Below are 14051 nucleotides of genomic sequence, written 5' to 3' on the forward strand. Positions count from 1 at the left end.
TTGAGTGGCACCTGCAGCCGGATGTTTTGAGAGATGAGACTCCAGGCGCGGATTCGTAAGCCAAGGAAAAACTCCCGGAGACCTCAGGAGCTTGTACCTCATAGAGTGGCGTCCCCAAGGGGACTCGCACTTATGTGGACGCCGAAAATACACGGGCAAGTGCGGATTGCGGCCTGAGTCTCCCGCCGGGCGGGTGCCCCCCCACTCGCGGCCGAGACGCTAAGCTTCGGTGTCCTGATCGACCTCAGTTCCACTCACGCAATTGCTGTCCCACCAGCTTGGCAGAGTCGGCACCGGGCCTCGGGACGAACTTTTGCACCCGGCCGCTAAACACTTCGGCAATGTACAGGTTGCCGTCCTGGTCGGTGGTGATCGAATGCGGGCCGTTGAAATGCCCGTAATCGCTGCCAGGGGTGCCCCACCCGTAGAGGTAGTTCCCTTTCAGATCGTACTTGAGCATTCGGTTCGCAACGCCGTCCGCGACCCAGAGGAACTCCTCTCCCGTCGGATCGCGAAAGATCTCGATCGCATACGGAAGAGACTTCCCACGCGGGCCGGTCGGGAACATGAACTGGAAGTTCCCGTTCTCGTCGAACACCTGGACCCTGCCATGAGCCCGATCCGAGACGTAGACCGATCGGTCCTCGCTGATTGCGATGGCGTGTACGGTGTTGAATTCGTTGGGACCCGGGTTGGCTGGATCAACCGGGGCTTGGCCCCAATCCATGATGAAATTGTCGTCGGCGTCAAACTTCGCTACGCGGGTGCCGACGTAGCCGTCGCTGATGAAGTAGGTTCCGTCCGGCAGCCAGGCGATATCCGTTGGGCGCGAGAAGTTGTTCGGTCCGCGTCCGGACACGCCCCGTTCTCCATGCGTGAGCACCAGCTCCCCGTCGTATGTGAACTTGTGGATCTCGTGGAGGTTATCGTCGACGACCCAGATGTGTTTTTCGTCGTCGTAAGGACTCATCTTGATCTTGTGAGGTCCCCGGCCGCCCCGGACGTCGAAGAACTCGTCATGCTGGGGCCAGTACTCAACCAGCTCTCCTTCGGAATTCACGGCGATCATGACGTGCAGATACCGGCGCTCATATCCGCGACGTCCGTTGTCGTCTGTAGGTGGGGCGTTTCCGCGTGAGGGGTTCAGGAGAGAGTAGGGTGTCCACGGTTCTGCCCCCTCCGGGAGCGGGAGCTCTCCCCGCATGGCAATCCAAATTCGATCCTGGCTCTCAGCGAAGACCGCCGCCATGGACCCCCAGGTCCAGCCCTCGTGTGAGTGGAGATCGTCCGGCAGAGGCTGTGGGAACGGCTCAGGCTGGTAGTAATGGCCGAATAGTTCCTGCCCGTCATGCACCAGCGAGCCTTCTTGCATGCTGCTCACGGCGTCAGCTTCGCTTCTTGACGGCGTGTCCTGCGGTGCACACCCCGTAGTCGAGACTACTCCAAGCACTGCAGCCAGCGTCAGGAGCTTGGAACTCCGAGACAATGAACTCATAATGCCCTCTTTCCTTGATGGTACGCCGGCATGAGAATAGGCAGCATCAGAAGGGTCAGCCCATTTCGGACACTGCCACGACTTCCATGATTCTACGCCGGATCGGGTCCTTATTACGCTTAACCCTCTTCGCATAGCCTGATTTCTTCGTCGGGCCGTTCTTCCAGTTCCGTCGGCAGATTGGCACGTTAAGCGCGGGGTGACGGTGTCAGGCGAGTGGGGCAGTTTCAAACCAATTTGGCGTCCCCAAGGGGCTCGCACTTATGTGGACGCCGAGAATACGCGGGGAAGTGCGGAGTGTGGCCTGAGGCTACCCTTGGGCGGGGGCGGGATCAATGCGTGCGGCTGGACTTACGCCTTACTAGCGACTTTCCAGAGCGCGGCTCGAACTGCCTCATAACCGCTCGGGTGAGCCTCCGGACCAAGCTTGAACAGATTCGCGAAACGTTGATAGCCGAGGAGGACGAGAGGTCGAGAATAGATGGGAGCTGCAATTGCAATCCGAAGATCCGAAACCGGTTTGAGGAATCTCGTAGGACTCTTCGACCTCCAGAACGGCTGCCCACTGGTGTTCAAGGACTGCTGAACTCCGCATGAACCACACTTCTCGAAATTCGGTATGGCAAAGCAGATAGTCAATATGCCAGTGCCGAGACCGGATTCGGCCACGATGGCGGCTCACCCTGGCTGCCAAGCCACCTGGGCCTCGAGCACTGCCGACATAGAGATAGTACCCGGGATGAATTTCAATCATTCCAAGTTTGCCGATCCTGAAATGCTTGCGGGCGGATGCCTGGAGGATTAGAACGTAGGTCCCGGGTGACCTTGGTAAGGCCACTTTCGATGCTTGGTCAGGCTTCATGTTGGACGCTCTCTCGATCGTTGAACCTAATAGTAGATCGTGTTGGTCACGAGCTCTACAAGAACAGGAACGCAGTATCGTGAGGGTCATGGTGACTATCGTGGCAAGCGCGAGTTCGAATTTAGGACGTGTCCTCAAGGGGACTCGCACTTACGTGGACGTCGAAAATCCAAGGAAAGGCGTTGATCGCGGCCTGAGTCTACCGGTGGCCCGATAGTCCGGCGAGGTTGCGCTCACCACCCATCGACCCCGATACTGTCGGGGAGTGAGCGAGACCCACTCGCCGAGTCTAGTTTAGACGCAGTTGTAGCCCGGTCAACCAACGACTTCGCGAAAGACGCGAACGTAATTCCCGCCGATAATCTTCTCGATTGTGCCAGTCCGGTAGCCCCGCTGGTCGAGCGCCTGCACCAAGTGCAGCAGGCGCTGCGGGTGACTAAGTTCAGGTACACGCATGTGTCTTATGCGCCAGGCTAACTGCGGGAAATCTGTGCGTCTGCGGTTGAAGGTTGCTTGGTGCCGCTCGACTTCGTCCGGGCGCATGGCGGTCATGTTTACGGCGTCTTGATCCGTGCCAACGCCGACATGGTCTTCCCCGCACAGGTTCAGGACGTGTTCGAGGTGGGCGATGAAATGGTCGATCGAAATGGTCGGGTCCTGCGTGAGCCACCCGCTCTGGTTGTAGACGCAGAAGACGCCGCCTCGGTTTGCCATGGTCCTGATGTTTCGATCGCTCACGTTTCTCGGATGCGGGCACAGGGTGAAACAGCCCGAGTGCGAAAAGATCACCGGCGCGCTTGACGCCAGGATCGCGTCGAGGGCTGACTGCTCGCCGACGTGTGACAGGTCGACGATCACACCGCGCTCGTTGAGTGCGGCAACGACGTCGAAGCCGAACTGGCTCAGTCCGGCATTCGCACGTTCCCAGCAGGAGTCTGCTAGGTAGTTGCGGCGCCCATCGACAAACTGGATCTGCCGGACGCCCATGTCCGCATACGTCCTGAGCTTGTCAAGGTCCCAGCCAAATGGGGCACTCATCTGAAAGCAGTAGATGAAACCAACTTTTCCGGAGCGCTTCACGGCGTCCAGCCCGGCCATGGTAGTGACCTTCACGAATACGTCGCTGTGGTCAACGATGAATCGGTCCCATGTGTTGATCCGGTCTCTGACCGCAGCGAACAGGCTGTCGGCAAGGCTTAGTTCAGCGAAGTTCGCCGTCATATTCATTGCCATCGCCGTGATGCCGGACGTTCGGAGCGCGGCGATCTTCTCGTCGGTCAGGTATTGGACGTAGGTGCGCGGCGGCGCGGCGGCAAAGCACATCGCGTCGATGGCGTAGGTGCGCTGGTAGATCTCATCGGGTGTGTCGGTGGCCGATTGGCCGGTTTGCGCACGGAGGACAGGGCCGGACGCGACCGCGCCCATGCCGACGTTAGCGAGGAATTGACGTCGGTTCATAGAATATCTCCGGGTGGAAGGCAGTGAACTGTTTGCCACAATTGGTCATAGAGTCCCTCCGACGACGATCTTGCTGGGGGGGGGCAATTCTACCGTTGACCGGTGGCGGGTTCAACGCGAGGGTATGCCCCACGCGGGGGCGTGAGGGGAACATCCCCTCGATACACGTCAACACGCTCTATTTCATGAGGTTGAACGTAGGCGAAGCCCGCCAGGGTCTCCAGCGGACGCCGACGGGCACCTCACTGTCCAGAAACGACCGCCTTCACCCAGGCAACGATCCTTGGGTCCGGCAGCAGTCCTGAGGACGCCATGCGGTACTCCAAGCCGGCCAGCCGCTTGTGTATCCCTTGTTCAATACCACCGTACGACAGCACGTGGGGGACGACCAGTGGAACGAGACCTTGCGCTCGTGCCAGCGTAATGCGGTGTCGCAGCTCCGCCGTTGCCTGGGCCTGAACGGACGCGTCGGCGTCATCCCGCACAGTCATGTACTCGACTCTCTGGAAACCACTAGGTTCAATGTGCTGACCCAAGATGGCCATATTGGCGAGCCATTTGACGTTGGCCTCGGAGTCATTCGGTCCATGCGCCACCAGGATGACCGCTTCCTTTTCCGGTGACTGGCTCATGTCCTCAGCACGGTCCCGGAGTATGTCTCCGATGATGGCATGGTGATCGAACGCGGGGACCATTCGGACCGGCAGGTGACCATCAACCGGCTTAGTTCCCAGCGCTGCCTCATGATGATCGGTTGGGTGGGCCGCCATGCCGTGAACCATCCGCGCCAGCATCTGCAGTTCCGGCGGAGCTGTCTCGCGCAGTCCCAGCAAGTATTCGGTTGAGGTGATGACCACGCTGTACGACGAGATGAACAGAGGCACAGCCACCACGCTAGTGACCCCTTGATCGCTGAGCAAATCGATTGCCCTCTGTATCGCCGACCGGTCGGCCATCCCAAAGGCTACTTCCGTCGGGGTTTGGGTTCGCAGCTCCTGGGCTACCACCTCCACGGCTGCATTCCAGTCAGGCTTGCCGCCATGGGCCAACAGTAGGATGCCCTCGCTTGTTCCGGGCGCTTCATTCACCGGGAGCGTGGGCTGCCGCGTCGAGAATTTGTGGGGTGGGCTATACCCTGTGGCCAGCGCGAAGATGGCGAGTATAAGTACAGCGGGTTGTATTCGGCCTCGGATTACGCTAAACACGTTGTTTTTCCTTCTGCCGGCGGAAGAGCCCTATTTGTTGGGTATGATGATGGTGCCGCGGGCATTTTTTAGGTGGCAAATGCGAACTGGGCTATAATGAGATTGAATCTCAATATCATTTGAGGAGTTTACACTTGAGTGGTAGCTCTAGTCAATAGGTCTCGTCCTTGTCCCTACGCCTCCAGGCCCGGTTGTTCAATGCGGGGGATTTCACCTCAAGCGGACCGGAAGATTCTCACCGAATTGGCGCCCCAAGGCGACTCGCACTTATGTGGACGCCGAAAACAGACGGAACAATCAATTATGACAAAGGGTGGCGATGGCGACGGTTCTCTCAGGCCGTTTTGTTTTAACGATATGCTAATTTGATGAAGACACGAATTATGCACAAGCTAACGCGTCGCAAGTGGCTTGAAGCCACCACAGTCGTTGCAGGCAGTCTTCTAGCGCCGTTCGTGTACGGAGAAAATCTGGTGAGGGGACAGCCCACGCCACCCATGCCTGATGTGGATCATTTGATCTGGGGTGTCGCGGACTTGGAAGACGGCATTGCCCACTTGGAGCGGCTGACCGGAGTTCGGGCTGCGGTCGGTGGAAGTCATCCGAATCGCGGAACCCGGAACGGGATCTTGGCACTGGGCACACGACAATATATCGAGGTCTTGGCCCCGGACCCGAAGCAGCCGCACGTGGACACACCGCGCGTGACGTTGCTCAAACAACTCCAGACGCCACGCCTGATGACGTGGTGTGCGCTTGGTGAGAACGTGGATGCACTCGCAAGGCAGGTGCAGGGGGCTGGTGAAACGGTTGACGAAATTCGAGACGGCGCGAGGGAACGGCCAGACGGGGTTATGCTGCGTTGGCGAAATTTATATATCGCAGGTCACCAGGGTGACGTCATTCCCTATGTCATCGAATGGGGCAAGGGAGTGCCGCATCCGAGTGGCGATGCACCGCAAGGCGGCACGCTCCAGTTACTCACATTGCACCATCCTGAGGCCAGTCGGCTGAACGCCTTACTGGAAGCCTTGGGACTGTCCCTGCGGGTCGAGCCGGGGCCGACGGCACAACTCACCGCACAACTGGATACCCCACACGGTTCGGTTGCCCTCGCATAACTGCGCGGCGTCGGCGAGCATGTGGCTCGGTGGATAATGTCTTGGGGTGCTTTCTTTTTGCTAGCACTCGAAATGTACGAAGTCGATTAAGAATACGGCGCCAAGAAAGAACGCCTTTTCATCGACGTTCATGCTCGGGTCGAACTCCAATGAAAAAGTGTCCGCATCGGTGAGAGCTTCTCTGAAAACGCCGCTCCACTTCTTTCTGATCATGCCTCCGGGTTGCCCATGCTTACGAATTTCGAACGTCCACGGGCGCAGTAACCGTCCAAGCAGCGAGTAGCTCTTGTCACCAGACGGCGTTGTAGCGGAATAGATGCGGTGCAGCAGTGAGAACTCTCGCCGCAGCGACCCAAGCAGGCGACCACTCGTATCCGTTACCGATACCTCGTGAAAGTACCAGCGGAAAGGCCGCTCGACGCGCAATACACTGCTTGCGACGTCGGTGTCGGAGGGGTCGGACAGCTCTACCGTGAACGGTCGATTCGCTTTTAGGAACTGCCGTCCTATCCACGAGTTGCCGGTCTCGACCGCCGTGTACAGCTTGTTACCTGCTGGGTCGCGCACGGCATAACGGTTCCTACGCTCGAATCCCGTAAGGGCCTCACCAAGCTCCTTCTCTTGGATAATCACGACCTCGGATACGACCCCGAGTTTGTCCACTGGCGTCCCTTTCTTCGTGACGATGTCGATGTCAATGTAGACGCCGATCCTATCGGTGATTGATGGCGGGTTCAACGCGGGGTGGCAGCTTCCAACTAACTTTGGGTCCCCAAGGGGACTCGCACTTATGTGGACTCGAAAAAATCAAGGAACGATAGAGATCGCGGCCTTAGGTTACCGCTGGCTGGTGGAGGGTTCAACGTGGGGACTTACGGCTCACGCGGCTCCGCGGCTTCCCGCTCGTGGGTCTGGTATTGGGCTTCGGCGATCCGGTCCGGCGTCAGCGGTTTCCCTACGGCGGGGGAAGGCATGAGGGCTAGAAACGAGCGCCGGCCGGGCATCCCCCGACCGCAGTCTCCACCCGTTGACGAGGATTCCCACGACCAGGGCATGGGTGACGAGGCCCATTACGACCATGGCATGATACGGGTATCCCACCACTCCGCCACAGCACATCACGAGCAGCCGCAGGTCGCGGCGCTTCAACCTATTGAGCACGTTGTTCGGGTAAGGAACGCCGTGCGTGAGGGCGAACTCCTTCGTCGAGTAGCTCGCCAACAGAAACCCTGTGCTCGCCGCCAGCCCACCAAGCCAGGGAAGAGCGCCCGGGTGTCCGGCTCCATACCCCAACGTGATGGCCATGACCACGGCCGTGTCCGCATACCGGTCGAGCATCGTGTCGAGCCAAGCGCCGTGCGATGTTGCTAGGTGTCGGAGGCGGGCCACTTCGCCATCGCACCCGTCGACCACGGACGAGAGTTGCACCAGACACGCCGCAACGATGCTGGCCCAAAGCTGATCGACGGTAAAGAACGCCGCTCCCACCAGTGCGATGAAGAAACTACCTAGCGTAATCTGGGTGGGAGTGATGGGTGTACGTACCAGGAGAGCCGAGAGTGGGATCGATAAACGGCGGTTGACATGGGTCGAGATAAAGCCATCGGCGCCGTTCTTGCCCAAGGACCCGAGGAGGCGACGTTTTGCCTCTCGGATGCTGTCCGGCGTATCGACATCCAGCCATAGCTGACCGCTTACGTCCACCGCGCGCGCTTTGCCGATTTCGGCGAGTTTCTCGATCCCGTGGCTGAGCGTGTACTGGCCCTGCGCGGCCGCGTCGGCGAGGGCGTCGAAGAGTGCTGGAGTTGCGAGGAAGACGCCGGTATCGACGGCATTCCACACGTCGAGATGTTTGCCAATGCACTCGATTGTGCCGTGTTTGAACTGGACTTTGGTGGCATCATCCGGATCGAACACGCGTGTAGTATTTTGATCGACGGCCAGGCACACCTCGCGATCGCAGAGTGCGGTATGCAACACCTGTTGGATGAGCGCGGTCGAGACTAGGTGGTCAGCCATGACCAGCAGAAAGCGGTCGTCCAAGATGGAATCCTTGGCCGCGAGGGCGCTTATGCCGTTGCCGAGGTGCCAGTCGGCCGCCACGACGAATTCGACGTCGCACCCTCGTCGCATTGACACCTCTGCGAAGTGGGCTCGTACGGCTTCCGCCTGAGAACCGAGCACGACAATGAACCGGCTCACGCCGGCTGCCATGCAAGCCAGGATGGTCCGCTCGCCAAGCGAGAGTCCCAGAACTTTGTGCGTGGGCTTAGGGCCCTTCTCGGGCATAGCCAATCGTCGACCTTCTCCCGCTGCGAGAATGACGCAGCACGGCACGTTAGTTTTAGAACCGCGATTATTCGACCAGTGCATCTACGACCTCTTGGGCCAACTCCGCCGTGGCGGCCGCGATCAGATTCGTTTTGGAGATCAGCGAGTCGACCTGGTGAAGGGGTTGCCCGTCAGTGGTTACGACACATCCTCCCGATTCTTCGAGAATGAGGGCCGCTGCCAGAAAATTCTCCGGGGTTAGTCGACCACGGAGATCCACATGCACGTCGAGCGCGCCGGTAGCCACCATCGTCATGGCCTGCGAGGCGCAGCCATAGGCGCGCACGCCCCGTGCGCGCTGCAGGAGTCTACCGACCGATGGCGGTGGATCAAAATGATTGAGCTCACACGACAGAAAGGCGGTAGACAGCGTCTGCACTCCGGAGGTGCAGATTCGCCGGGACCCATGGTACCCGCCGTTACCGCGGCTGGCCGTAAGCGGGAGGCGTTCACGTAGGTCGCCGACCATGGCCCAGCAGACGCGGGCGGGCGTGATCGGACTGTCCGTGGGCAGGACGGCGACGCTCACCGCAGAGAGCGGTAGTCCACGCCCCCAGTTGTCGGACCCATCCACTGGGTCGACGACAAAGCGATAGAGGGGACGCCCGTCCCCAAATCGGACCTCGCCAGATTCCTCGGACCAAAGAATTCCGCTACCGACATGCGTCTCCAGAACGCGCAGGATGATGGCATCAGCGGCGACGTCATAGGGCTGCTGGGCATCCCCCTTAGCGTTCTTTCGTAGCGGAAGATGGGTCCGGATGGTCTCGGTACCCAGATGGTCGTGGACGCTCTCGTGAATGTGACGCAACATGCGTGGAACGTCATCAACCCGTGCATCCATCTCCCGCGGTTCCACGAGGTTAGACATGGGTCCTTATTTTCCTTCTTCGCTCTGCGAACAGGGATCTCTTCCCTGTTGGGGGGCAAAGTCTTCCCGGATTCAGAGCCTTACGTGGTCTACGAATGCCTGAACCTCTGCAACTGAACCACAGAGGCCGAGATGGTTGCGTCGGCGCTTCACAGGTGAGTTTAAGGCGGGCGCCGTAAGGCTGGTGCTCGAGGACGTGACCACGGTCGGTCACGTCGCGCGGGTACTAAACCTGAACTATTATACTCGCAAAGTCGAATCGCCGTACACTCGCTCATCCACGTGTGGTGGAGGTCCGCTATGACGCCCATTCTCATTCTTGTGATCGTGCTTGTTCTTATTGTCGCGCTGGCCGCGATGGTAATGGGTATCTTCAACAAGCTCATCACGTATAGGAATCGCTACAAGAACGCGTTCGCGCAGATCGAGGTCCAGCTCAAGCGGCGTTACGATCTGATTCCGAATCTCGTGGAAACCGCCAAGGGCTACATGAAACATGAGCGCGAGACGCTCGAAGCGGTGATCAGTGCCAGAAATCAGGCTGTTGGTGGTCTGCAGAAAGCCGCCCAGGATCCCGGCAACGCGGAGGCGATCCGGGGGCTGGCCGGTGCCGAGGGTATGCTGACCGGCGCTATGGGTCGACTGTTTGCGTTGGCTGAGAGCTACCCGGACTTGAAAGCGAATCAGAACATGATGCAACTCAGTGAAGAGCTGACATCGACCGAGAACAAAGTCGCGTTCGCGAGACAGGCCTTTAATGATGGCGTGACGACCTACAACACCTACCGGCAGACGTTTCCCACTGTCATGTTCGCCGGCATGTTTGGACACGCACAGGACGCCGCGCTACTGGAGTTCGAGAGCGAACGGATTCAAGACATGCCCAAGATCTCGTTTTAAAAATGGCGACAGACTTCTTCGAGCGTCAAGACATCGCTAGGCGCAACACGGGCCGCCTCGTGCTCTTGTTCGTGCTCGCCGTGCTGGCGATCATGGTGTCAATCTACCTGCTCCTTGCGGTAACGATGGGCTACCTGAGTCGAGATCCCGAAACCGGGGCAATCGACTGGTCGCTTACTGGTGACCTGCAGCTGGTGGGCATTGCCGTTGTGGGCACGTTGGTTGTGGTGGGCGGCGGAACCCTGTTTAAGATTGCGCAGCTCAGGGCCGGAGGTCGGGTCATCGCGGACGAACTCGGCGGTCGGCGACTCAACCCCGACACCTCGGTTCCAGCCGAGCGGCAGCTGTTAAACGTCGTCGAGGAGATGGCGATCGCGTCCGGCACACCAGCACCGCCAGTCTATCTCCTAGATGAAGAAGAAGGGATCAATGCCTTCGCGGCAGGGTTCACGATCAACGACGCTGTGATTGGTGTGACACGCGGCGCGGTTGAGCGGCTGCCGCGCGACGAGCTTCAGGGTGTGATTGCGCATGAATTCAGCCACATTCTCAATGGGGACATGTGTCTCAATATCCGTTTGATCGGTCTCCTGAACGGGATCCTCATTATTGGCATATTGGGCTATTTCATGTTTCGGGTCTCGGCGTTTTCGAGTTATCGGCAGCGGCGATCCAGTCGGGATAGTAGCCCGCTGGCCCTGCTGGCACTCGGGGCAGGGCTAATGGCGGTTGGCTTCCTTGGAACATTCTTCGGCAATCTGATTAAGGCGGGGGTGAGCCGTCAGCGTGAGTTTCTGGCGGACGCCTCGGCTGTGCAGTTTACCCGCCAGCCGGCAGGCATCGCTGGTGCGCTGAAACGGATTGGCGGATTCCTGAACGGGTCGACGGTCCAGAGTCCGAACGCGCCAGAAGCCAGCCATATGTTTTTCGGCCAGGCCACATCTGGGCTCAGCGGGCTGTCAGCCACCCATCCTCCGCTTGCGGAGCGCATCCGGCAACTTGAGCCATCGTGGAATGGCCAGTTTGCCGAGGGGGTTCCACGGACAGGGAGCGCCTCCGCCCCACACCCTTCCGCCGCGGGCGTCGCCGGCTTGGCGGGCGCAGAGGCTGTCAATGGCGCCGCCGCACAGAGCGTGACAAGCGCAGTCGACCACATTGGGCAGCCGAACACCGCCCATCTTCATTATGCTGCGGGACTTCTCGATGAATTGCCCACGGCGATCATCGATGCCAGCCGCGAGCCGTACGGCGCGCGGGCCCTTATTTATGCCTTACTGATTGATCGCCGGACTGAGGCCCGAAAGGTCCAGCTCGCACACTTGTCCAGAGCCGCGGACCCGGGCGTCTGCAAGGAAACCCTCAAACTCCTGCCGCTTATCGAGCAACTCAACGCGAGGGTTCGACTTCCGCTCGTCGACATCACGCTGTCAGCGCTGCGCGCCTTGACCGACGCGCAGTACCAGCAGTTCAAGCAAAACATCGTCGAATTGGTGGAGGCCGACCGTACCATCGACCTCTTCGAATGGTCACTGCAGCGGATCCTCTTGCACGATTTGGAGGTTCAGCGGTTCTGCGCCACGCCTGGTCGAGTCCGATACCGCAAACTATACCGCCTTCAGCCGCACTATGAATTGTTGCTGTCAACGTTGGCCTATACGGGTCATCGGAACGAGGCTGCGGCTCGAGAGGCATTCGAGCAGGCGAAACGGCTTGTGGCCCTGCCGCAGGCACGTTTCCGACAGGCCGAAGAGTGTGGGCTTGAGGCGGTTGATGCCGCCCTGACTGTTCTGGAGGAAGCCGCGCCACGGGTCAAGCGACAGGTGCTTCAGGCGGCCGCAGCGTGCATCGCCGCCGACCGGAAGGTCACCATTGCTGAGGCGGAGCTGCTGAGAGCGATATCTGCGTCGTTGGGCTGTCCAATGCCGCCGCTCCTATCCATGTGAGATGTTCCTCGTTCCGCTGGTCAGAGATTGCGGAACCTCCAACCAATTTGGCGTCTCCAAGGGGAATCGCACTTATGTGGACGCCAATACTCCAAGGAAAAGCGCAGGTTGCGGCGTGAACTCGGTCAGGTTGCAATGTAGACAACAAGACGAGAACCATGTCCTTCGAACCCGGTCAGTCGGGCAACCCGCTCGGACGCCCGAGAGGATCGCGGAACCAGCGCTCCTGTCGGCTGCGAGTTCTCTTTTTCCGGTGTGATTTCTTTCTGCCAGTCCGCAATGTCTGTTTTTCACCGTTTCGTGAAAACGAGGAATCCTTCGATCTATTGAGCTTTCGTCTTGATGGGGTTGTCGGTTGTTGTTTCAGCTTCCGGCTCGGTTTTAATTTCGAAGGAACCGTTGTAATAAGAAATCCTGAAACCGGTTCCTGTTTGATTGGTTTTTTACTGAGTCGCTCGATAGCAGCTAATTTTTTTTGTTCCTGAGGTGCGACGAGAGAAATAGCATTACCGCTGCCGCCGGCTCTGGCTGTGCGACCAATCCGATGTATGTAGTCCTCAGGTGTATCAGGCAACTCAAAATTTATGACGTGGCTGATGCCTTCAACATCAAGACCGCGGGCAGCGATATCCGTCGCGATGAGAATGTCAAACTTTCCGTCTCGGAAATGTGCCAATGCTCGCATCCTAGCATTCTGACTCTTATTACTGTGAATGGCCGTGGCAGCGTGGCCGGACTTGTCTAATACCTTGGCTAACTGGTTCGCTCGGGCTTTAGTGCGAGTAAACACCAAAGTTCGATGCATGTTTCTGTTCTTTAGAATGGCTTTAAGTAACTCCTTCTTGCGATCCGTTGGAACAGGGTGAACTACCTGCGTGACGCTACTGACTGGTGTTGCCCGCCGAGCAACCTCGACCATCACCGGTTCCCGGCTGGTGCGCCGGATTAAGGCTTCGATCTCACCCGGCATCGTTGCTGAAAAAAATAGGTTCTGACGCTTCTTCGGCAAGACAGAAAGGATGCGACGGACATCGGGTAGAAATCCCATGTCGAGCATCCGGTCGGCTTCGTCTAAAACGATGGTATGAATGTGATTGAGAGGTGCCTGTTTTCGCCTAATATGGTCGAGAAGTCGTCCAGGAGTTGCAATCAACAGGTCCAATTTTCCTACCAGTTTTCGTTTTTGCGGACCCATTCCGACGCCTCCGTAAACAACGGTACTCCGGAGGTTTAGATGTTTTCCGTAACGCTTGGTCATATCGCCAATCTGTGCAGCTAGCTCGCGGGTCGGTGCAATGACCAGTGCCCGAGGGCCAACAGACGGCCTTCCGATAGACAATTGCTGAAGGATGGGTAACAGGAATGCGGCAGTTTTTCCAGTGCCAGTCTGAGCACATGCAATAAGGTCTCGACTTTCAAGAACTACAGGAATCGCTTTTTCTTGAATTGACGTGGGTGTTTTATATCCCGCGATCGCACGAACTATTTCAGAACGCAGGCCAAGTTCAGTGAAATTCATACGGTTTGCACTCCAGCCCTCGCTCACCCACGCAAGGGCATCTACGCCTACTGATTCACATGAACTGCAAGCGTTGCTTGGGGCAATAGGTGAGGCCCGTTACTTACGGTCGCCTAAAACTCGCTGACTTTAAGCGGGGCTTCTGGGTGGGAGAAAACCTGATCGCCGTTACGATTACAAGGTTAACACGTTGTGCTAGATGAAGAAAGTGGCGTCCCCAAGGGGACTCGCACTTATGTGGAGGCCGACAATCCAAGGAAAGACGCTGATCGCGGCCTGAGGCTACCGCTGGTTGGCGGCGGGTTCAACGCGGGGGTGGGGCTCACAACTGTTGAACCGCCCACTG

Annotated in this window: 11 protein-coding genes; 3 read left to right on the forward strand and 8 right to left on the reverse strand. The window is 58.5% G+C overall.

Annotation, left to right across the window (positions count from 1 at the left end; genetic code table 11):
• Positions 1 to 244: 244 nt before the first annotated feature.
• The 4 genes from QGH09_01225 to QGH09_01240 form a co-directional block, all read right to left on the reverse strand.
• On the reverse strand, positions 245 to 1372 hold the full coding sequence (locus tag QGH09_01225; protein HJO16807.1) for a hypothetical protein: 1128 nt from the start codon (positions 1370 to 1372) through the stop codon (positions 245 to 247).
• Between the two features lie 517 nt (positions 1373 to 1889).
• Positions 1890 to 2357 carry a GIY-YIG nuclease family protein gene (locus tag QGH09_01230; protein ID HJO16808.1) on the reverse strand — a complete coding sequence of 156 codons (468 nt, stop codon included), beginning with the start codon at positions 2355 to 2357 and terminating at the stop codon, positions 1890 to 1892.
• Positions 2358 to 2672: 315 nt separating this feature from the next.
• A complete protein-coding gene (locus tag QGH09_01235) occupies positions 2673 to 3815 on the reverse strand; it encodes a membrane dipeptidase (GenBank protein ID HJO16809.1) in 1143 nt (380 codons plus the stop codon).
• Positions 3816 to 4057: 242 nt separating this feature from the next.
• On the reverse strand, positions 4058 to 5020 hold the full coding sequence (locus QGH09_01240; protein ID HJO16810.1) for a CbiX/SirB N-terminal domain-containing protein: 963 nt from the start codon (positions 5018 to 5020) through the stop codon (positions 4058 to 4060).
• 368 nt (positions 5021 to 5388) lie between these two features.
• Between QGH09_01240 and QGH09_01245 the strand changes: the two genes are divergently transcribed.
• A complete protein-coding gene (locus QGH09_01245; protein HJO16811.1) occupies positions 5389 to 6141 on the forward strand; it encodes a VOC family protein in 753 nt (250 codons plus the stop codon).
• 60 nt (positions 6142 to 6201) lie between these two features.
• Here QGH09_01245 and QGH09_01250 read toward each other — a convergent pair whose 3' ends face one another.
• From QGH09_01250 to QGH09_01260, 3 genes are all read right to left on the reverse strand, one after another.
• A complete protein-coding gene (locus QGH09_01250; GenBank protein HJO16812.1) occupies positions 6202 to 6879 on the reverse strand; it encodes a phospholipid scramblase-related protein in 678 nt (225 codons plus the stop codon).
• Positions 6880 to 7020: 141 nt separating this feature from the next.
• A complete protein-coding gene (locus QGH09_01255) occupies positions 7021 to 8514 on the reverse strand; it encodes an NTP transferase domain-containing protein (GenBank protein HJO16813.1) in 1494 nt (497 codons plus the stop codon).
• Entirely contained in the window at positions 8498 to 9343 is an 846-nt protein-coding gene (locus QGH09_01260) for an inositol monophosphatase family protein (protein ID HJO16814.1), read from the reverse strand. Before QGH09_01260 ends, QGH09_01255 begins: the two co-directional genes overlap by 17 nt.
• 300 nt (positions 9344 to 9643) lie before the next feature.
• Between QGH09_01260 and QGH09_01265 the strand changes: the two genes are divergently transcribed.
• Both QGH09_01265 and QGH09_01270 read left to right on the forward strand, forming a co-directional pair.
• A complete protein-coding gene (locus QGH09_01265) occupies positions 9644 to 10243 on the forward strand; it encodes a LemA family protein (GenBank protein HJO16815.1) in 600 nt (199 codons plus the stop codon).
• A 2-nt stretch (positions 10244 to 10245) separates the two neighbouring features.
• The gene (locus QGH09_01270; protein HJO16816.1) at positions 10246 to 12186 is read left to right on the forward strand and encodes a M48 family metallopeptidase; all 1941 of its coding nucleotides are present in this window, start codon (positions 10246 to 10248) and stop codon (positions 12184 to 12186) included.
• A 175-nt stretch (positions 12187 to 12361) separates the two neighbouring features.
• On the opposite strand, the gene QGH09_01275 is transcribed toward QGH09_01270, so the two are convergent.
• Positions 12362 to 13705: a DEAD/DEAH box helicase gene (locus QGH09_01275; protein HJO16817.1), complete on the reverse strand. Its 1344-nt coding sequence runs from the start codon at positions 13703 to 13705 to the stop codon at positions 12362 to 12364.
• Between the last annotated feature and the right edge of the window lie 346 nt (positions 13706 to 14051).

The sequence above is a fragment of the Vicinamibacterales bacterium genome, assembly GCA_036012125.1.
In the GTDB taxonomy this organism is placed as follows: Bacteria; Acidobacteriota; Vicinamibacteria; order Vicinamibacterales; family UBA823; genus UBA11600.

Excerpts from the sequence above, each read along its gene's own strand:
- QGH09_01225 (HJO16807.1), bottom strand. The coding sequence starts at position 1,372 with ATGCAAGAAGGCTCGCTGGTGCATGACGGGCAGGAACTATTCGGCCAT.
- QGH09_01230 (HJO16808.1), bottom strand. The coding sequence starts at position 2,357 with ATGAAGCCTGACCAAGCATCGAAAGTGGCCTTACCAAGGTCACCCGGG.
- QGH09_01235 (HJO16809.1), bottom strand. The coding sequence starts at position 3,815 with ATGAACCGACGTCAATTCCTCGCTAACGTCGGCATGGGCGCGGTCGCG.
- QGH09_01245 (HJO16811.1), top strand. The coding sequence starts at position 5,389 with ATGAAGACACGAATTATGCACAAGCTAACGCGTCGCAAGTGGCTTGAA.
- QGH09_01255 (HJO16813.1), bottom strand. The coding sequence starts at position 8,514 with ATGCACTGGTCGAATAATCGCGGTTCTAAAACTAACGTGCCGTGCTGC.
- QGH09_01260 (HJO16814.1), bottom strand. The coding sequence starts at position 9,343 with ATGTCTAACCTCGTGGAACCGCGGGAGATGGATGCACGGGTTGATGAC.
- QGH09_01265 (HJO16815.1), top strand. The coding sequence starts at position 9,644 with ATGACGCCCATTCTCATTCTTGTGATCGTGCTTGTTCTTATTGTCGCG.
- QGH09_01270 (HJO16816.1), top strand. The coding sequence starts at position 10,246 with ATGGCGACAGACTTCTTCGAGCGTCAAGACATCGCTAGGCGCAACACG.
- QGH09_01275 (HJO16817.1), bottom strand. The coding sequence starts at position 13,705 with ATGAATTTCACTGAACTTGGCCTGCGTTCTGAAATAGTTCGTGCGATC.